Annotated in this window: 19 protein-coding genes; 8 read left to right on the top strand and 11 right to left on the bottom strand. The window is 65.5% G+C overall.

Going from position 1 to position 19605, the window contains the following annotated elements; genetic code table 11:
* Window positions 1-34: 34 nt before the first annotated feature.
* On the bottom strand, window positions 35-511 hold the full coding sequence (locus ACIGJB_RS25695; protein WP_483732796.1) for a 2,4'-dihydroxyacetophenone dioxygenase family protein: 477 nt from the start codon (window positions 509-511) through the stop codon (window positions 35-37).
* Window positions 512-683: 172 nt separating this feature from the next.
* On the opposite strand from ACIGJB_RS25695, the gene ACIGJB_RS25690 reads away from it, so the two are divergent.
* The gene (locus ACIGJB_RS25690) at window positions 684-1718 is read left to right on the top strand and encodes an AraC family transcriptional regulator (RefSeq protein ID WP_483732795.1); all 1035 of its coding nucleotides are present in this window, start codon (window positions 684-686) and stop codon (window positions 1716-1718) included.
* Between the two features lie 105 nt (window positions 1719-1823).
* On the opposite strand, the gene surE is transcribed toward ACIGJB_RS25690, so the two are convergent.
* From surE to ACIGJB_RS25660, 6 genes are all read right to left on the bottom strand, one after another.
* Complete coding sequence (surE, locus tag ACIGJB_RS25685; RefSeq protein ID WP_483732794.1) at window positions 1824-2804, bottom strand: 5'/3'-nucleotidase SurE; 981 nt, start codon at window positions 2802-2804, stop codon at window positions 1824-1826.
* Between the two features lie 90 nt (window positions 2805-2894).
* Window positions 2895-3920, bottom strand: a complete 1026-nt coding sequence (gene dmpG / locus ACIGJB_RS25680; protein ID WP_483732793.1) for a 4-hydroxy-2-oxovalerate aldolase — start codon at window positions 3918-3920, stop codon at window positions 2895-2897.
* An 11-nt stretch (window positions 3921-3931) separates the two neighbouring features.
* Window positions 3932-4837 (bottom strand): acetaldehyde dehydrogenase (acetylating), encoded by a 906-nt coding sequence (locus ACIGJB_RS25675; RefSeq protein ID WP_483732792.1) that lies wholly within the window; start codon window positions 4835-4837, stop codon window positions 3932-3934.
* A 35-nt stretch (window positions 4838-4872) separates the two neighbouring features.
* Entirely contained in the window at window positions 4873-5655 is a 783-nt protein-coding gene (gene dmpE / locus ACIGJB_RS25670) for a 2-oxopent-4-enoate hydratase (RefSeq protein ID WP_483732791.1), read from the bottom strand.
* 52 nt (window positions 5656-5707) lie between these two features.
* The gene (locus ACIGJB_RS25665) at window positions 5708-7270 is read right to left on the bottom strand and encodes a DUF1302 domain-containing protein (protein ID WP_483732790.1); all 1563 of its coding nucleotides are present in this window, start codon (window positions 7268-7270) and stop codon (window positions 5708-5710) included.
* A 136-nt stretch (window positions 7271-7406) separates the two neighbouring features.
* Window positions 7407-8195: an SDR family oxidoreductase gene (locus ACIGJB_RS25660; protein WP_483732789.1), complete on the bottom strand. Its 789-nt coding sequence runs from the start codon at window positions 8193-8195 to the stop codon at window positions 7407-7409.
* 125 nt (window positions 8196-8320) lie between these two features.
* Between ACIGJB_RS25660 and ACIGJB_RS25655 the strand changes: the two genes are divergently transcribed.
* Genes ACIGJB_RS25655 through ACIGJB_RS25635 form a run of 5 tightly spaced genes read left to right on the top strand, consistent with a single transcriptional unit; the run spans window position 8321 to window position 11384 of the window.
* The gene (locus tag ACIGJB_RS25655; protein ID WP_483732788.1) at window positions 8321-9193 is read left to right on the top strand and encodes an alpha/beta fold hydrolase; all 873 of its coding nucleotides are present in this window, start codon (window positions 8321-8323) and stop codon (window positions 9191-9193) included.
* Between the two features lie 42 nt (window positions 9194-9235).
* On the top strand, window positions 9236-10021 hold the full coding sequence (locus tag ACIGJB_RS25650; RefSeq protein WP_483732787.1) for an SDR family NAD(P)-dependent oxidoreductase: 786 nt from the start codon (window positions 9236-9238) through the stop codon (window positions 10019-10021).
* Between the two features lie 17 nt (window positions 10022-10038).
* A complete protein-coding gene (locus ACIGJB_RS25645) occupies window positions 10039-10416 on the top strand; it encodes a nuclear transport factor 2 family protein (protein ID WP_483732786.1) in 378 nt (125 codons plus the stop codon).
* Between the two features lie 21 nt (window positions 10417-10437).
* Window positions 10438-11061 carry a TetR family transcriptional regulator gene (locus ACIGJB_RS25640; protein WP_483732785.1) on the top strand — a complete coding sequence of 208 codons (624 nt, stop codon included), beginning with the start codon at window positions 10438-10440 and terminating at the stop codon, window positions 11059-11061.
* Window positions 11062-11108: 47 nt separating this feature from the next.
* On the top strand, window positions 11109-11384 hold the full coding sequence (locus tag ACIGJB_RS25635; protein WP_483732784.1) for a hypothetical protein: 276 nt from the start codon (window positions 11109-11111) through the stop codon (window positions 11382-11384).
* Window positions 11385-11414: 30 nt separating this feature from the next.
* Here ACIGJB_RS25635 and ACIGJB_RS25630 read toward each other — a convergent pair whose 3' ends face one another.
* From ACIGJB_RS25630 to cysD, 4 genes are all read right to left on the bottom strand, one after another.
* Entirely contained in the window at window positions 11415-11894 is a 480-nt protein-coding gene (locus ACIGJB_RS25630) for an SRPBCC domain-containing protein (RefSeq protein ID WP_483732783.1), read from the bottom strand.
* Between the two features lie 1037 nt (window positions 11895-12931).
* A complete protein-coding gene (locus tag ACIGJB_RS25625; RefSeq protein ID WP_483732782.1) occupies window positions 12932-14071 on the bottom strand; it encodes a helix-turn-helix transcriptional regulator in 1140 nt (379 codons plus the stop codon).
* Window positions 14072-14247: 176 nt separating this feature from the next.
* Window positions 14248-16191: a sulfate adenylyltransferase subunit CysN gene (gene cysN, locus ACIGJB_RS25620; RefSeq protein WP_483732781.1), complete on the bottom strand. Its 1944-nt coding sequence runs from the start codon at window positions 16189-16191 to the stop codon at window positions 14248-14250.
* Entirely contained in the window at window positions 16191-17144 is a 954-nt protein-coding gene (gene cysD / locus ACIGJB_RS25615) for a sulfate adenylyltransferase subunit CysD (RefSeq protein ID WP_483734661.1), read from the bottom strand. The genes cysN and cysD overlap by 1 nt, the downstream gene beginning before the upstream one ends.
* Window positions 17145-17301: 157 nt before the next feature.
* On the opposite strand from cysD, the gene ACIGJB_RS25610 reads away from it, so the two are divergent.
* The gene (locus tag ACIGJB_RS25610; protein ID WP_483732780.1) at window positions 17302-18408 is read left to right on the top strand and encodes a DUF1214 domain-containing protein; all 1107 of its coding nucleotides are present in this window, start codon (window positions 17302-17304) and stop codon (window positions 18406-18408) included.
* Window positions 18405-19598 (top strand): sulfotransferase family protein, encoded by a 1194-nt coding sequence (locus ACIGJB_RS25605; RefSeq protein ID WP_483732779.1) that lies wholly within the window; start codon window positions 18405-18407, stop codon window positions 19596-19598. The genes ACIGJB_RS25610 and ACIGJB_RS25605 overlap by 4 nt, the downstream gene beginning before the upstream one ends.
* Window positions 19599-19605 lie beyond the last annotated feature (7 nt).

Below are 19605 nucleotides of genomic sequence, written 5' to 3'. Positions count from 1 at the left end.
ACTGCGCGAACCATAAAGCGCGCAGATGGAAAGATCAGCCCTCGAAGGTAGACAGGTCCTTGGGCTTGATGTCGTTGGCCCTGCAGTAGTTGAGGTAGCGATCCATCGAGGTCTTCCAGTTCTCGACCGCGATGATGTTGTCCTTGTCGTCGAGGTACAGCAGTTCACCCGCCACAATGTTGAATGTAATGATGTCGGGACCTTCTGCATACGCTGACTGGGGCGTATGCCGCGTCGATGCCGTCTCGTAGACGACGCTGCCAGCATGGGCGACCCAATCGTGCTCTTTGTAACGCCAGCTCCCCTGAACGGTGTAGACGATCACCGTACCGGTGTGATGGTGCCGTGGCATTTCCATGCCGGCGGGCGCCTTCAGCAGGGTAATGGTCTCTCCGCGTACCGGATCGATCTTGAAGTACTTGATCATCACGTCGTTGCTGTACGGAGCAAAGGGCATCCACGGGGTGTCGTTGCCATCCAGGCAACCGGTATTGATCGATTCGAACAACATGAACTGTCTCCTATAGTCGCCTTGGTCCAGCGCGGATTCGGCTTTGGCAGGTTCCCATTCTGGCGAGACGATTCACCCCGTACTTGTCATTTTCAGACAACGGTCTATCATTTCCAGACAATACCGATTGCCACGCTTTGGCAACTTTTTTGCTGTCATGCGCGCCCCAAACATGAAAGCAGCCATCCGTACCCTGGTACCGGCCCGCTATTTCTTACTGATCGACGATTACCTCAAGTCCGCAGGCACCTCGCTGCGCGAGCTGGCATGCGCGGCCGACATTGATCCTGACCGGTTCAGGGAAACGGATTTCGGCCTCACCACGCAGCAGTTCGATGACTTGCTGGAAGCAGCGCTGCGCGTGACCGGACGTAGCGACATCGGCTTCGAGTGGGGGCGCCGCCTCAAGCTGAATTCGCACGATATCCTGGGGTATGCAATGCTTTCCTGCCCCAACCTGGACCAACTGCTGCGCCTGTGTTCCCGCTATTACAAGCTGCTGACACCTATGTTCAGGATGAGTTATCAGCGCACCGGTCATCATGCGGAAATCATCTACCGGCCAGCGCTGCCAATGGCAAGGGGAACGCTGAATCTGCTTCAGGAGGCGATTGCCGTTTCGACGCACCTGCAATGCAGGACCCTGTTGCAGAACCCTTCATCGGTCTACGACATCTACCTGTCGATGGAGCCGCCACCGCATGTGGCCCGCTATCGCGAACTGGCGCCCGCGCGCGTGCATTTCGCCGCGTCGCCGCTGCCGGAGATCCGCATGGTGGCCGACACCTGGAGCCTGGACGCAGCGCTTCCGATGGCCGACGTGCATGCGGTCCGCATGGCGGAGGAGCGATGCCGCGCACTGCTGCAGAGTTACAGCGAACAGGGGAACTGGGCCGAATGGGTTGTGATGATGTTGAACGAAGCGGAGGACAGCCAGCCTACGCTGGACGAACTTGCCGGTCTGCTCGGGATTTCGGCGCGCACCCTTGACCGTTACCTGAAGAAAGAGCAAAGCAGCTTCCGCGACCTCGCAATTCAGGTGCGTAATCGGCGCGCGCGAAACCTTCTGCTGGAGGGAAAGCTCCCGATCTCTCAGATCGCCTACCGTCTCGGATTCACCGATGTCGCCAATTTCAGCAGGGCCTTTCGTCGGGACAATGGCGTCAGTCCATCCGGTTTTCGTGGTGGCAGCGGTGAAGGTCGGTAAAGATCTGGACGAATAGGCTTCTGACTTGCTTGCGCGTTCGCGCAGTAACGGTCGGTCACGCATCCATGTGAAGGGATGCGCGCCGAAAAACGATAGCGTCCTGGCTTAAGGGGCCACGCCGGCCAGTCCACGATAGGTGTGCCGGAACCGCTCGCGCGCCTCGGCCGACGGCCGGAAATCGACTGCAAGCGGCGAGATGGTGATGTACCCCGCCAGGAACGCCGGGGTTTCGGCGATGTGCGCGAGGGCATTCGGTTCGCTGTCCGGCGCGCCGACGCCGATCGATACCGTGCCGTCCGGGTTGCGCTGGTACGCCGTGGTGAACGAGTCCACTGTGCCCGCTACGGTCATTCGCACGCCCGCCGGCTGCTGCCTTCCGATCACGGGATAGTTGATATTCAGCGGCTGCGCTACCGGCAACAGCGGCTGGCCGGGCGCGCGGCCAGCTTCGAGGCTGGCGATCACGCGCACGAGGAACGCGCCGGCCTTCGGGAACGCGGCCAGCGTGGCGGGGAAGCCCGTTCGCGCCTCGGCGAAGTCGACGCCAACGCTCAAAGCGATGGCCGGCACGCCGCGCCGCGCGGCGAACAGGGCGTTCATGACCGTCCCCGAGTGCGGGATGGAGTCCGACAGGTTCTCGCCGAAATTGGCGCCGGAAACCACCAGGTCGGGCACGAAGCGCTGTTCCGGCCCGACGATCTTCAGCCCCATCGCCGTGGCGTCCACGGGCGAGCCGCTGCCACGGTAGTCCGGGTTGATGGCATCGAGCGGGCTGCCCGCGACATAGCTGGCCTTGACGCGGTGCACGCAGAAGGTGTCGGTGCGGCCGGCAAGCGGTACCACGGCCAGCCGGGTGCTGCCGTCGGGCACGGCGTACGCGGCGCCGGAGCCGCTCTGGTTGCTGGCGGGGCCCACCGTAATGACGTGATGTCCGGCATCCTGCAAGGCCTTGCGCACCGCGCCGATGCCGGGCGCCGCGCAGCCGTCGTCATTGGTCAGCAGCACGTTGAGCGCGTGCGCGGGGCCGGCTGCGGCGGCCAGTGCCGCCGCGGCGATGGACAGCAGAGGCGTGGAAAGTCTGGGCATGGAAGGGGGCTCCTGTTCTTGTTCGTCTCGGATACGTGGAACGTCTGTGCCCGGCGCCGCATGGCCGCCGGGCAGTTGGCCGTGCCGCGCCTACGACACCAGCAGGCCGCGTGCGCGCGCCAGCGTGATTGCCGTGTCTTCGATCATGTCTTCCTGTCCGCCCACCAGACGCTGGCGACCCAGTTCGACCAGGATCTCGCGCGCGGGAATGCGGTACTTGGCCTCGGCGCGCTTGGCGAACAGCAGGAAGGATGAATACACGCCGGCATAGCCCAGCGTGAGCGCGTCGCGGTCGATGCGGATCGGGTGGTCCATGATCGGCACCACCAGGTCCTCGGCCACGTCGGCAATGCGGAACACGTCGACGCCGGTCTCGATGCCCATGCGCTCGCAGACCGCCACCAGCACCTCCATTGGCGTATTGCCGGCACCCGCGCCCAGCCCTGCCGCCGCGGCGTCGATGCGGTTCGCGCCGCATGCAATCGCGGCCAGCGAATTGGCCACGCCCATGGCGAGGTTATGGTGGCCATGGAAGCCCAGCTCGGTCTCGGGCTTCAGCGCCTGGCGCACCGCGGTCAGCTTCTCCGTGACGTCGTGCGGCAGCATATGGCCGGCCGAGTCGGTGATGTACAGGCAGTTGGCGCCGTAGCTTTCCATCAGCAGCGCCTGCTGCACCAGCGTCTGGGCGGGCGCCATGTGGGCCATCATCAGGAACCCCACGGTGTCCATGCCGAGCTTGCGCGCCATGCCGATATGCTGCTCGGAGACATCGGCCTCGGTGCAATGGGTGGCGACGCGGATGGTATGCACGCCGATCTCATGCGCCATGCGCAGATGGTCGACAGTGCCGATGCCCGGCAGCAGCAGCGCCGAGAGGCGCGCCTGCTTCAGTTCGCCCAGCACCGCGCGCAGGTAATCCTCGTCGCTATGCGCGGGAAAGCCGTAGTTGACCGAGGCGCCGCCCAGGCCGTCGCCGTGCGTCACTTCAATCAGCGGCACGCCGGCGGCGTCCAGGCCGCGGGCGATGCCCTTCATCTGTTCCAGCGAGATCTGGTGGCGCTTCGGGTGCATGCCGTCGCGCAGGGTCATGTCGTGCAGGGTGATGCGTTGGCCCATGGCGTGGCTCCTCAGGCGGTGGTGGTTTCAGGGCTGCCGGCCAGCATTGCGACGGCAATGCACTCGGCGGTGCGGGCCGCGGAGGCGGTCATGATGTCGAGGTTGCCGGCGTACTTGGGCAGGTAGTCGCCCAACCCCTCGACCTCCAGGAAGATCGACACGCGCTTGCCGTCGAACACCGGGCCGTTCTTCAGCGTGTAGCCCGGCACGTACTTGCGCACTTCGGCAATCATGTCGTGCACGGACGCGGTGATGGCGGCCACGTCGGGCGCATCGTCGGTCAGGCAGTGGATGGTGTCGCGCATGATCAGCGGCGGCTCGGCCGGGTTGATCACGATGATGGCCTTGCCCTGGCGCGCGCCACCCACGGCTTCGATCGCACCCGCGGTGGTGCGCGTGAATTCGTCGATATTGCGGCGCGTGCCAGGCCCGACCGATCGCGACGACACCGTGGCAACAATCTCGCCATACGCCACCGACTGCACGCGCGACACGGCGTACACCATGGGGATGGTGGCCTGGCCGCCGCACGTGACCATGTTGACGTTCATCTCGTTGCTGCCGATATGCGCGTCAAGGTTGACGGGCGGCACGCAGAACGGCCCGATCGCGGCGGGCGTCAGGTCGATGACGCGCACGCCGCGCGCGGTCAGCTTGGCCGAGTGTTCGGCATGGACGTAGGCGGAGGTGGCATCGAAGGCGATGCGGATATCGTCGGCTTCAAGATGCGGCAGCAAACCGTCGATGCCTTCGCTGGTGGTCTTCAGGCCAAGCTCGCGGGCGCGCGCGAGGCCTTCGGATGTGGCATCCACGCCAACCATCCACACGGGTTCCAGGACTTCGCTGCGGCGCAGCTTGTAGAGCAGGTCGGTGCCGATATTGCCGGGCCCGATCAGGGCGCATCGGATCTTGTTCATGGTGTCTCGCGTCGCAAGTAGAGGGAATCAGAAAGTCAGCAGAACACCGCGCTGCAGGCGCCGATTCCGCTGACGCGCATGGACAGCTGGTCGCCGGCCTGTACGGGGATCAGGGCCGCCAACGAACCCGACAGGATGGTCTCGCCTGCCAACAGCGGGATGCCGAAGCTGCCCAGCGTGTTGGCGAGCCACGCCACCGCGTCGGCGGGATGGCCCAGCGCGGCGCTGCCCAGGCCGGTGGCCACGCATTCGCCGTTCTTTTCCAGGACCATTTCGCACGAAGCGAGATCCAGCGCCTGCGGGCTGACGCGCTCGTCGCCGAGCACATAGACGCCGCACGAAGCGTTGTCGGCCACGGTGTCCTCGATGCGAACGCGCCAGTCGCGGATGCGCGAGTCGACGATCTCGAAGCAAGCCGCCACCGATTCGGTGGCCTGGAGCACGTCGTCGCGCGTGACACCGGGGCCGCGCAGGTCGCGGCGCAGGAAGAAGGCAATCTCCCCTTCAGCGCGCGGCTGGATCAGCGTGTCGGTAGGAATGGGCTGCCCAGCCGCGTAGTGCATGCTCTGCAGCAGGATGCCGAAGTCCGGCTGGTGTACGTCCAGCATCCGCTGCACGGCCTCGCTGGTCACGCCGATCTTCTTGCCGGTGATGCGGTCGCCGGCCGCCAGCCGGTGCGCGATAAAGCCCTGCTGGATGCGATAGGCCTCGCCTACGTCCAGCGCCAGGCCGCGGCCGCTGAGGGGCGGGACAGGCGTGCGCGTGACGAGTGCATGGTGGAGTTCGTTGCTGAGCGTGGCGATCAGGTCGGCATTCATGGCGGGGAAGAATCGGGTAGTGCCGCCGCGGCGGCACGTTGCAAGGCGTGCGTCAGAACGAGTACTTGGCGTTGAAGGCCACGTAGTCGCGGTCAGCCAGCGGGCGGTTGGTAATGCTGGCCCCGCCGATGAACGCGGCGTAGGTCAGGTTGAGTTCCAGGTTGTTCAGGTACTTGAAAGTCACGCCGACGCTGGCGCGCTTGTCGCCATAGCCCATCAGCGTGCCGAACGCGCCGGCCACGGCCGACCTGCCGCTGAACTGCTGCGCATAGGTAAGCGGCACCGTCATGTCCCAGCCATCGAACACGTTGTTGTAGGTGAGCGACCAGCCGACCTGGAACGCCGCCGAATTGCGCGTGTTGGTCAGCTGGCTGTAGCCCATCACCGAATCCACGCCGAGCACGTGCAGGTAGGCGATTTCACCGACCAGCGACTGCGAGTTGGCGAGGAAGGTCGGGCCGATCGAGTAGATCGCAGAAAGCTGCCCCTGCAACGCGCGGCCAGGCGACGCGGTGGGCGAGCCGGCCACATCCACCAGCAGCGGGATGCCGTCCTTGTAGCTGATTTCCCCGGCGATATTGGCCCCCAGCACTTGCGTGGAGAAGCTGGCCCCGGTCAGGTTGATGCCGCTGAAGTACTTCTGCTGGAATTGCAGCGAGGGGAACAGCGAGGTGACGACGCTCGGGTTCTTGTCGTGATAGCGCAGCTGGTAGAGCCCGATCTCGGTGTCTTCGAACACGCGGAAGCGCGTGCCGATACCCCACTGTCCCCAATCCGACGGGCTGATGTCGGGGCCGCGCGGGATACGGAAGCCTGGCCCGATGATGAACTCGGCGCCCGGGCCGACCAGGTCGCTGGTGCTGAAGTAGCTGCCGGGTGCGGAGAGCTGGTTCGCCTTGTAGGTGAACTGGTAATAGCCCATCAGGCTGAACGACGGCGTGACCTGCAACTGGAGCGATGCCTGCGGCACCGGCAGCAGGATGTCCTTGACCTCGGCACCTGGCACGAACGCCTTGGTGGCATCGGCGGGACCCTGTGCACCGGCGATGTTGGCGAAGAACAGGCTCTCGCCCCACGCCACCACCTGGTTGCCCAGCTTGAAGCTCAGCTGGGTATCGCCGATGGGCGTGGTGCCGTAGACATAGGCGTCCAGCAGTTGGGCGCGCTGCTCGTGATAGTCGCGCGCCGAACCGGTGAACTCGTTGAACGGGCCGCTGTGGTTGACGGTGAACGGCGCGTTGTTCGAGTTGGTGCCGCTGTAGGCCCAGTCGTAGAACACGCTGCCGCGCACCAGCGCACCGAAGGCGTCATGCTTGACATGCGCCTCGCCCAGCAGCGAGACGCGGTTCGCGGTCATGTCGCCGCGCTTGAAGTTGCGGTCGCCGTCGTCGCCGTTGATATTGGCTGGGCTCAGCAGCGTGTTGCTCTGGTGGCCCGTGCGTACCGCCGCGCCGTAGGACGCGGTCACGCTGTAGTCCAGCGTGGTGTCGTGGCCGAGATCGATGGTCTCGCCGGCGCGGGCGGCGGGCGCGAGCAGCGTCGCCAGCGCCGCCGCGGCAGCGATCGGCCGTAGCGGGCTGCGGCGTTTCACTGCGCCGGTGGATGATTGGTGCATGGTGGTCTCCCCTTGGTTTCGGTGGTGGTTCATGGCCTGGCACTTCGAATGGCGCGCATCTGGCCGCAAGCGTAGAGAGCGGGGGGCATGCACAAATCGGCAGAATGGACTAGGCGATTTCCCTACGGGAATCAGTTCAACCGCGATTGAGCGACGCCGCGTCGAGGAAGGCCGGACGTTCGCCGCCGCCGTCGAGCACGAGATTGGCGCCGCTGACGTAAGAAGCCTGTGGCGAGGCCAGGAAAAGGCAGGCGCTGGCGATATCGTCGGGCTGTGCAAGCCGGCCCAGCGGCACCGTGGCGGCCATCGCGCGCAGCGCCTCGGGGTCGCCGTAGTGCTGTTGCTGCGAGGTCTCTGTCAGCACCATGCCCGGGCTGACCGCCGCCACGCGCACCTTCGGCGCCCATTCGACGGCAAGCGTGCGCACCGCGTTGAGGATGCCGGCCTTGGCAGCGCCATAGGCGGCCGTGCCAGGCGACGGGCGCAGCGCGCTGACGCTGCCCACGAACAGCTGCGTGCCGCCGGCCGCCTGCTGCTGCATGCGCGCATTGGCGCGCTGCGCGAGCTGCAAAGGCGCCACGAGGTTGAGCCGGATCACCGATTCCAGCAGCCGCGGCGATGCATCTGCAACCAGCGCGTAGGGCGAGCCGCCGGCGTTGTGGACCACTACATCGAGCGTCGGACTTTGCCCGGCGATTTGCGCAAGCAAGGCGTCGGCCTGCTCGCTGTCGCGGATGTCGGCGGCGATGAAGCGGGCGGTGCGGCCCTGTGCGTGCGGCAACTCGCTATCGCCCGTGGGCGCGGTGCGTCCGCAAATGAAGACTTGCGCGCCGGCGCGCAGGAAGGCTTCGCTGATGGCGCGGCCGATGCCGCGCAGGCCGCCGGTGACCAGCACGGTCTGCCCGGAGTAGTCGAATCCTGTCATGGGTTCCCCTGATGCATGGAGCGCCCATCGTAGGAGAAGTGGCCGTGCGCTTCTTAGTCCGAATGAACGATGCCTGGCGGGCCAGCGCTGCGCAATATCGCAGCAACCACACCGGAGACGCCCTTATGCCCGCTACGTCACAGCAAACGCCATCCTCCCTGCATCCCAACCTGCCGCTCGGGCGCTTCGTCACGACGTCGGCGGGGCTGCGGCTGCACTGCCTCGACACGGGCAGCGGGGAACCGGTGGTCTTTATCCATGGCAGCGGGCCGGGGGCGAGCGGCCACAGCAACTTCCGCCATAACGCACCGGCATTCGTGCAGGCGGGCTTCCGCGCGGTGGTCGTCGATCTGCCTGGGTATGGACAGTCGTCCAAGCCGGATGACGTCGAATACACGCTGGATTTCTTCGTCGCCGCGCTGCGCGAGCAGTTGCTGGCACTTGAGCTGCCGCGCTGCGTGCTGGTCGGCAATTCCCTTGGCGGCGCCATCGCCTTGCAGTACGCGTTGGATTTCCCCGAGCATGTCAGCCGGCTGGTGATGATGGCCCCGGGCGGCGTGGAAGAGCGCGAGACCTATTTCCAGATGGAGGGCATCCAGCGCATGGTGTCGCTCTTCACCGGCGGCCACATGAACCCCGACACCATGCGACAACTGCTTCAACTGCTGGTGCACGACGCCAGCCTGGTCACCGACGCGCTGGTCGACGAGCGCATGGCGGTGTGCCGAGAACAGCCGCGCGAGGTGCTGGCCACCATGAAGGTGCCCAACCTGACGGCCCGGCTGGGCGAGATCCGCTGCCCGGTGCTCGGCTTCTGGGGTACGGAGGACCAGTTCAATCCCGCCGCCGGCGCGATGAAATTCCTGAGCGGCTGCGCCGATGCCCGCTTTGTCATGATCAACCGTTGCGGCCACTGGGTGATGGTCGAGCACGCGGACTATTTCAATCGCGAATGCCTCGGCTTCCTGGCCGACACCGCTGAGCTGCGCGCGGCATAATTGGCGCGCCCGCACACCACCAACAATACGATAGGAGACACCATGGAATTCCCGTACAGCCTGTTCGACCTGCGCGGCAAAGTGGCCGCCATCACAGGTGCCGCGCGCGGCATCGGCGCCGAGACCGCGCGCGTGCTCGCGGCGGCCGGCGCCAAGGTTGCCGTGCTCGATGTGCTGGAAGCGGATGGCAAGGCCACTGCCGAAGCGATCTGCGGCGCGGGCGGCGAGGCCGCGTTCTGGAAGCTCGATGTCACCAGCGAAAGCGAAGTGGCCCGCGTGCTCGGCGAGGTTGCGGCGCGCTTCGGCGGGCTTGGCATCCTGGTCAACAACGCCGGCATTGAAGGCACGAACTCGCCCACGCATGAAGTGACGCTCCAGCAATGGCAGCAAGTGATGGCGGTGAACGTGACCGGCACGTTCCTGTGCACCAAGCACGCCATCGCTCACCTGGAACGCGCCGGTGGCGGCGCCGTCGTCAACGTGTCGTCGATGTACGGCATTGCAGCCGGCCCGGATGTGCCGCCGTACCATGCGTCCAAGGCCGCGGTGCGGATGATGGCCAAGACCGATGCCATGCTCTACGCGGCCAGGGGCATTCGAGCGAATTCCATCCATCCCGGCTATATCCGCACGCCGATGCTCGAACACGTGGCGCAGCAATCGGGGCAGGGCGAAGCGCTGTTCGACTACCTCGGGGGCCTGACCCCGATCGGCAAGGTTGGCCAGCCGCGCGACATCGCCGCCGGCATCCTGTACCTGGTATCCGATGCCGGACGCTACGTGACCGGCGCCGAGCTGGTGATCGACGGCGGCTACACCGCACGCTGATGGACAAGGAGAACGCCATGCCTGATAGCGCCGCGATGAAAGCCATGCTGCTCGCCTATGCCGAGCGCTTCAATGCCGGCGATGCCGCGGGCGTTGCCGCGCTCTACGCCGACGATGCCACGGTGGAAGACCCGGTCGGCGCGCAGCCGATTGTTGGCAAGGCTGCCATCCTGGCCTTCTATCAGCACACCACTTCACTGGGCGCGCGCCTGGACGTGGTGGCGCCGCCGCGTGGATCGCACGCCAATGCGGGCGCGCTGACCTTCTCGGTCCGCGTGGAGATGGAAGGCAAGCCGGCACGCATCGACGTGACGGACATCATGACGTTCGCCGCCGACGGGCGCTTCCAGAGCATGCGCGCCCACTGGGGGCCGGACGACGTGCATTTCCTGTAAAGCGCTGCCGCGAGCCCGCCGATGGTCCGGCGAACCCGCGACGATGCCGTCGCCACGCGCGCGCGCATTCTCGACAGCGCGCAGCAGCTGATGCGCCAGCGCGGGCTGCACTGCGTCACGCTTGAAGACGTGGCCCGCGCCATCGGCATGACGCGCGGCGCGGTTTACGCCCATTTCCGCTCGCGCACCGCGCTGCTGGGGGCGCTGCTGTCGTGTGCGGAGGCTGACTTTTCTGCGCGGCTGGCACCGATGGTCGCGGGGCTTCGGGCCGGGCCCGGCGCTCTGGAGCCGGCGCTGGCGGCGCTGCTCGACGGCGATGCCATCGCACGTCATGTCAGCCTGCTGGCGGCCCTGTTGCAGCACAAATGCTGCACCGAGTGCGAGCTGTGCCCGCTGCGCGACCGCGTGCTGGCGGGCATCGACACGCTGCGGCGCACCCTCGCGGATCTGCTGCCCGAACCTGCGCTGGCCGGGCTGCTGGTGGCGCATGTTTGGGGCCTGCTGAGTGCGCACGCCATGCAGCTGACGCCGGCGGGCTTGTCGGGCGCGGCGCCGGTGCTGGCGGCGCTTTATCTGGGAGCGGGTATGCAACACGGTGCATCTTTCCCGCCGGCCAACGCCGCACGCATTCGGGACACCCCTTAGTCCGCTCGGACGAAGAGCTGCGGGCCCGCGGCACCTACGATGCTGTCATGGACCTTGAAGCCCGGAAAGGGCATGGGGAGACAGCGATGAAGCGGCTCGGATTTCGTTTGTTGGGCGGCGTGGCTGCGTTGGTGACCGGTGCGGGCGCGGCTTGGATGTTCGTCGCCGGCGGTGGGTTCATCTATGCAAATAGCGGCCAGGATGAAGCCGCCGTCGCCGGCATGGCGCTGTCCCGCGTGGCGCCCGATGACTGCGACGATGCCTGCGCGCGCAGCCGCGGCGTAGCGGCGTTACTGGTATTGAGCCAACGCCCGTCGCAATGACGGGCGCGTACGTTTTGGTCCGGCTTGCGATCAGCGCTGGGCGGCCTGGCGCTCAATGTGGAGGGCTTCGGCGCGTGCCTTGACGTCCCGGGCTACTTGATCAAAGCCCTGTTTCACCCAGCTGCCATGCTCGCGCATGATGGTTTCCGCGTTCAGGCCGAGGAACAGGTCGGTGGTGAAGTAGCGGGTACGGTTCTGTCCGATCGCCTCGACATACTGGTCGCGGCGCGCGGCGTCCTTGTTGTCGTCGGTGGGGCGCTGTTCCCAGGACAGCAGGCGTTCGGGCTCCCAGGCGATCAGGGTCTCATTGACGGGGATGATCTGGTCGGTGCCGGGAATGCGGACCTGCATGTGGACCATGTCGCCGAGGCGGCCGGTGGTTTCCAGGCCCGGGCAGAACGTGTTCCACGCCGGATAGCGGGGGAAATCCGTCAGTACCTCCCACACCACAGATGGCGGTGCATCGATCTCTACGGTGATCGAAGTCACCAGGTTTTCGGGCTTGGCCATTGTGTCTCCTTCCTGTCGGTTATTTGGGGAGTCTCAACACTAGGGCCGAGGGCGGTGCCCCCGCATACCCCGAACGGACGAGTCCGCGCGGACGACGCCGGCGACCCAGCGACGCGGCACAGTGACAGCATGCTCAGCGAGTCTCCAGCTGCTGTGAGCTTGGTGCCGGCCGGTGGTTGGGGTCGGCGTTTTTTTTTGGTTGTTTGGCGAAATGCGGGGGCGTTGTGCTTGGCAGACTTGGCTGTTTCACCAGCGTAGGCTCTCTGGCAATGATTGGGTTGCGGTGCTTGGCAAGCGCGGCTGTTTCGCAGGCGTAGCCTGCGAGTCACTTTTTGTCCGAGCGACAAAAAGTAACCAAAAAACGCGTCGCTTGCCCTAACGGGCGAATATTGATCGTAGTGTGCGAAGAATTTCGTACGGGTATTCGCTTCAGAGTTTGCCTGGCTGCCTGCCGCATGGTGCGCATCCGTTTGCAGGCTCTCCAACAATGATTGAACGAGCCCTGAACCTGTCCGTGGCCCGGGCTCTCCAGCCCTATCGCATCATCGCCTTCGGCTGCGCTACGCGCGGCTCAGTAGTCTGAGCGCACAGGCCCAGTTGAACCACCAAGACAATGGCCCGTGCTCTTGAGCGCCAGTGATGGTGATGAGCCAGCGAACAGACTAGTGAGCCGCGTAGCAGCCGTAGGCGATGATGCGATAGCGTTGGCAGTGTCGGGCCACGGACAGGTTCGGGGCTGGTTCAATCATTGCCTGAGAGCCTACATACGGGTGCGCACCACGCGGCAGGCAGCCAGGCAGTCTCTGAAGTTCATACCCGTACAACACCCTCGGCACACTACGATCAATATTCGTCCGCTAGGACAAGTAAACGCGTTTTTCTGCTTACTCTTTTGTCGCTTGGACAAAAGAGTAAGTCGCCGGCTACGCCGGCGAAACAGCGGCGCCTGCCAAGCACGACATCCCCGCAATTCAGCGAAGAACCTTCTTTTTCTTTAGTGATGACTTGGTTGTCGACGGAAATCGACGCCAGAGGGATCACCCCATCCCCACCACACTCGAAAGCAGCATCTTCACCAACACCGCCTGCCGCGTCGCTCCGGTTTTGGCAAAGATCCCACGCAAATGCGCCCGCACCGTATTCTTCTTCACGCCAAGCCGCGCGGCCGCTTCATCCAGCGTCAGCCCGTCGACCATCAGCAAAGCGAGTTCGATTTCGGTCGGCGTCAGCTGATACAGCTTGCGCAGGCTGGCGTGCGTGTTGCGCGGCGAGCTCGCCGGATCCCGGATGAAGACCGCGACGGCGGGCCGCAGCGCCTTGTCTTCACCGCGGTAGCTGAGTGGAATCGGCCGCACCAGTACGCTCAGCGGCGTGGCCAGGCCGGGCCGGTTCAGGGTGGTGACCTCGCTGCGATGCGTGGCGGCAGCATGGGCCTGCGCCGCGCCCTCCAGTATCTTGCGGAACCTGCGATTCTCCAGCGGGCAATGCGCATGGAGCGTGTTGTCGGCAAGGCAGAGCCCATCGCGCGCCTGCAGCAGGCGTGTGGCGACGTCGTTGCTGCGGATCACCTTGCCATGTTCGTCGAGGATGATGGTGCCGACCAGCAGCCGGTCCACGGCGTCCGCGTACAGGGCGCGCTCGGATTGCAGCATGTCGAGCGCGGCATGCAGGTCGACCGCGCGCTTCAGGTGCGGCAGCAGCGCCTGCAGCAGCGTCTTCTCGGCCAGGCCAAAGTCCTGGCCGGCATCGCCGCGGCTGATGAACAGCGCGCATTGCACGCCATCCGGCGTGACCAGGTTGGCGGCCAGGATATAGCGCAGGCCGAGCGGCTGCAGGTACTGCGTATAGAACGGGTGCGCCAGCCAGCCCGCTTCGCCGAACAGTTCGTCGGCGCTGAAAAGACGGTCGGGATGGAGGTCGAGGAAAGGGCACAGCGCGTAGTACTGCTCGCTGTACGAGGGCTCGCCCGGCAAGTGCGGGCCGTAGGTGGAGGCGTTGACAATCAGGCCCGGGCGGTCCGTCGCCGGGTGGCGCAGCACCAGCGTGACGAAGACCGCGTCAAGGCGCTGGCGTGCGCTTTCCAGGAAACCGGCCCAGGGCACGGCCTCAGTCGGGCCCTGGTAGAGCTGGGCCAGCAGGGCGCTGAGTTCGGCGGCCGGTAACGGGTCTGGCGGCATAGTCGAGGCGTTTCGGTTGACGGCCGGTTTGCTCCCCTCTCCCGCTTGCGGGAGAGGGAGCACTCAGCTGGTCGTGCAGGCGCATGGATTCCACGCAGGCGCGGTCAGCATTCGCTGCCAGAATGCAGCTTCCTCCATCGTACCCACCCTCCCTGCCGCCTCATCGTCCATTCAGCCTAAGGTCTCTCCCTCAGCCACGCCACGATGCGCTCCGCTGCCTGCTCCGCCGTATCGGCCGTGGTGTCGATGCGCAGTTCGGGCCGCTCGGGCGGCTCGTAGGGCGAATCGATGCCGGTGAAGTTCTTCAGCTCGCCGCGCCGCGCCTTGCGGTACAGGCCCTTGGGGTCGCGTTGCTCGGCCACGGACAGCGGCGTGTCGATGAAGATTTCGACAAACTCGCCGTCGCCAGCCAGCGTGCGCGCCATCTCGCGTTCGGAGCGGAAGGGCGAGATAAACGACACCAGCACCACCAGTCCAGCATCGAGCATCAGCCTTGCCACTTCCGCCACGCGCCGGATGTTCTCGACGCGGTCCGCCTCGGAGAAGCCCAGGTCCTTGTTCAGCCCATGGCGCACGTTGTCACCGTCGAGCAGATAGGTGTGGTGCCCCAGCGCATGCAGGCGCTTTTCCACCAGGTTGGCAATGGTGGACTTGCCCGCACCGGAAAGCCCTGTGAACCAGACGATGCGCGGCGACTGATGCTTGAGCGCGGCATGCGCGTGGCGGTCCACGTCGATGGCTTGCCAATGCACGTTCTGGGCGCGGCGCAGCGCAAAATGCAGCATGCCGGCGCCAACCGTGTTGTTGCTGAGGCGGTCGATCAGGATGAAGCCGCCCAGCTCGCGGTTGCGTGCATACGGGTCGAACGCCACCGGCTGGTCCAGGTGCAGGTTGCACACGCCAATCTCGTTCAGCTCCAGCGTGCGTGCGGCCAGCTGTTCGAGCGTGTTGACGTTGACCTTGTACTTGGGCTGCGCCACCGTCACGCCCACGGTGCGCGTGCCGAGCTTGAGCAGGTAGGGGCGCCCGGGCAGCATGGCGTCCTCGTTCATCCATACCAGCGTGGCTTCGAACTGGTCGGCCACCGCGGGCGGGTCTTCGGCGCACGCCAGCACATCGCCGCGGCTGACGTCGATTTCGTCCGCCAGCGTCAGCGTCACCGCCTGGCCGCGCACGGCGTGCTCGCAGGCGCCGCTGGCGCCGACAATGCCCGTCACGCGGCTTTCGCGGCCGGAAGGCAGCGCGCGCACGCGGTCGCCGCGGCGGATCTCGCCGGCGCTGACCGTGCCGGCGAAGCCGCGGAAGTCCAGGTTCGGGCGGTTGACCCACTGCACCGGCAGCCGGAACGATTCATCCTGCGCAGGCACGTGGTCGATCTGCACGTTCTCTAGGTAGTCCATCAGCGTCGGACCCTGGTACCACGGCGTATTCGCGCTCGGTTCGGTGATGTTGTCGCCGCGCAGTGCCGACATCGGGATGCAGACGATATCGGTCAGGCCGATCTGCCTGGCAAACTCGCGATATTCCTTCTCGATGCGCGTATGAACTTCGCGCGAGTAGTCCACCATATCGAGCTTGTTGACCGCGACCACCACGCGCTTGATGCCGAGCGTTGCCACCAGATAGCTGTGGCGGCGCGTCTGCGTCTGCACGCCGCGGCGCGCATCCACCAGCAGGATCGCCAGGTCGGCGGTGGACGCGCCGGTGACCATGTTGCGTGTGTATTGTTCATGCCCGGGCGTATCGGCCACGATGAACTTGCGCTTTTCCGTGGCAAAGAAGCGGTACGCCACATCGATGGTGATGCCCTGTTCGCGCTCGGCGGCCAGGCCGTCCACCAGCAGCGCGAAGTCCAGGTTCTCGCCCTGCGTGCCCATCTTCTTCGAATCCGCTTCGAGCTGGGCCAGTTGGTCCTCGAACAGCATCTTTGATTCATACAGCAGCCTGCCGATCAGCGTGCTCTTGCCGTCGTCGACGCTGCCGCAGGTGATGAAACGCAGCAGGCTCTTGTTCTGCTGGGCGTGCAGGTAGTGGACGATATCGCTTTGTGCCGCGTTTGACGCTGCTTTGGACGCCGTGTTTGATGCCATTCCCGGCGTGGTGTCGATCAGGGTTTCCATCAGAAGTATCCCTCCTGCTTCTTCTTCTCCATTGAACCGGCCGAGTCGCTGTCGATCAGCCTTCCCTGGCGCTCGGATGTCGTCGCAATCAGCATTTCCTGGATGATGCCGCCGAGCGTATCGGCCTCGCTCTCGATCGCTCCAGTGAGCGGATAGCAGCCCAGCGTGCGGAAGCGGACCTTGCGCAACTGCGGGGTTTCCCCGGGACGCAACGGCAGGCGCTCGTCGTCGACCATGATCAGCGTGCCGTCGCGCTCGACCACCGGCCGTTCCTTGGCGAAGTAGAGCGGCACTATCGGGATCTCGTTCAGGTAGATGTATTGCCAGATGTCGAGTTCAGTCCAGTTCGACAGCGGGAACACGCGCAGGCTCTCGCCCTTGCGCTTGCGGGTGTTGTACTGGCGCCAGAGTTCGGGACGCTGCATCTTCGGGTCCCAGCGGTGCTGCGCGGTGCGCACGGAGAACACCCGCTCCTTGGCGCGCGACTTCTCCTCATCGCGGCGCGCGCCGCCGAAGGCGGCGTCAAAGCCGTAGTGGTCCAGCGCCTGCTTCAGACCCTGCGTCTTCCACACGTCGGTATGCACGGCCGAGCCGTGCTCGTGCGGGCTGATATTGCGCTCCAGCCCTTCGGGGTTGATATGCACGCGCAGGTCCAGGCCGAGCCGCTCGACGGTCTGGTCGCGGAACGCGATCATCTCGCGGAATTTCCACGTGGTATCGACGTGCAGCAGCGGAAACGGCGGGCGCGCCGGGTGGAAGGCCTTCATCGCAAGGTGCAGCATCACCGCGCTGTCCTTGCCGATGGAATAGAGCATGACGGGGTTTTCGCACTCCGCCACCACCTCCCGCATGATGTGGATGCTCTCCGCCTCCAGTTGCTCCAGGTGGGTCAACATCGGGTTCTCCTCTTGGTTGCGCCGGCCCCGTGCGGGGATCTCGCCGCGGCTCGGCATGGACACAAGGTATCGAGCCCAGGCCCCGCGCCACTTCGTCCGGGCGGACTAGAAAATGGCGAGGTGCGGTGTGCATTTACTAGTCCGCCCGGACGAGGAGGCGATCGGCATGCACTGGGTATCGTTGCAACGCAGACAAACCACGGGAGCAACGCAGATGGCGACCTCCGCCGAAGACCAATTGCTGAGCGGCCAGACCTGGGCCGAGTTTTGCGAAGTGCTTAAGCGCAGCGGGCAGCAGATCCTGCGCCCGGAGGCACCTGCGGATGCGCTCACGCGCGCCGAGGGCTTTCGTTACCTGAGCCGCTTGCTGCGCATTGCGCTGGAGATGCATGTCGAGTTCGCCGATCCGGCGTTTCCCGGCTTCTTCTCGCCATCGCATGAAACCGTCAAGATCGGCGCCGACAATCCGGACAACCTGTACCGTTATGCGCGCCTGGACGGCAGCGGGGCCTACCGCATTCGCGGCCGGCGCGGCACGGTGGCGTACCTCAGCTTCGGCACGCAGAAGGGCGGCTACGAAACCGACGGCAAGATGATCCAGACCGGTTTCATCGACAGCAACAAGCTGGCAGTGGCAGCGGACGGCAGCTTCGAGATTGTCCTCAGTGCGCAGCCGCATGATGGCAACTGGTTGCGCATGGAGCCGGCTACCAATGCGCTCGTGGTGCGCCAGACCTTCCTGGACCGCAAGGCCGAGACACCGGCCGAACTGCGGATCGAGCGCATCGACGCCAACGGCAAGCCGCCCGCGCTCAGCGCGCAGCGCCTGCACGGCGCCCTGCTGCGCGCGGCGGGCTTTGTCGAGGGCACGGCACGCGTCTTCGCCGACTGGGCGCAGGGCTACGGCGGCCATGTCAACGCCTTGCCGCCGGCGGACCAGGCGGTGTGCCAGGCGGCAGGCGGGGATCCGAATATCTACTACTACCACTCCTGCTGGCAGCTGGCCGACGACGAGGCGCTGGTGGTCGAGGTGGACAACGTGCCGCCGTGCGAGTTCTGGAACTTCCAGATCAACAACTACTGGATGGAATCGCTCGACTACCGCTACCACGACATCTGCCTCAACAAGCACAGTGCGCGGCTGGATGCCAATGGCGGCGTCACCGTCATCCTCAGCGCGCGCGATCCGGGCTTGCCCAACTGGCTGGAGACAGCGGGCCATGGCAACGGCACCATGTGCTGGCGCTGGGTCGGCGCGGCGCAGCCGGTGCATCCGCGCACGCGTGTGGTCAAGCTTGAATCGCTCAGGGAGAAAGCATGAATACGATCGTTTGTGACGACACCGCTGTGCTGGACGTGGAGCGCCTGATGGCACAGGCCAGCGCGCAGGCAGGCGGCCTGACTGACTTCGGCCCCGGCAACTACCGCGAAGCATTGCATGTATTGGCCGATTCGCTGGCGCGCGAAGCGGGACTATCGCCGCAAGGCTTGCAGATGCTTCAGGGCAAGCTGCAGGCACAACTGGTGAACCGGCTGGTGATCCAGGACTACTGCCGGCGCCATCCGGAGATCCTGCAGGAACGCGTGGAAGACCCGCTTGTGATCGTCGGCCTCCCGCGCACCGGCACCACGCTGCTGCAGCGCATGCTGGCCACGGATTCCCGCTTCTGCTCCGCCGCCTGGTGGGAAACCCGCTACCCGGCGCCGCTGCCTGGCGAGGACGCGTGCGATGCGAGCGGGCGCATCGCGCTGGCGCGCGACGAGGTCGCGCAGATGATCCGCTTTATCCCGGACATCCTCGCCATCCACCCGCTCGACGCGATGGCGGCCGACGAGGAATTCATGCTGATGGAGCATTCCTTCCTGTGCGCGATGGATTCCTACGCCAACGTGCCGGGCTACACCGCCTGGCTGGCGCAGCAGGACCGCACCGAGGTCTATGCCTACCTGAAGACCATGCTGCAGTTCCTGCAGTGGCAGAAGCGGCAGCGCGGCGAGGTGCCCGCGCAGCGGTGGGTGCTCAAGACCCCGCAGCACCTGCATACGCTGGAGATCCTGTTCAAGGTGTTCCCGGGCGCGCAGGTCGTGCTGACCCATCGCGATCCCGCGCAGACAATTCCGTCGATGGCCAGCATGGCGCATACGCTGTGGAAGCTGTACGCCGACGCACCCGATGCCATCAAGGTGGGGCAGCAGTGGAGCGAACAGATGCGGCGCGGCACCGAACATGCCATGGCCGTGCGCGACAGCCTGCCGGCCGACCGCTTCCTCGACGTGCGTTTCGAGGACACGGTAAGCGATCCGTTCGGCGTGGCGCGGGCGGTCTACCGCTTTGCCGGCATGCCGCTGACCGAGGCGGCGCGCGCCGGCATGTGGGCATGGATGGAAAGCAACCCGCGCAACCAGCGCGCGGCGCACGCCTATACGCCGGAGCAGTTCGGGCTGAGCCAGGTGCAGCTGGAACGCGACTTCGCAGGCTACCGCGCGCGGCACATCCTGACCCACCACTGAAAAAAAC

Source organism: Cupriavidus sp. C2SS-8b (genome assembly GCF_057073745.1).
This window is presented reverse-complemented; position numbering and strand designations above follow the sequence as displayed.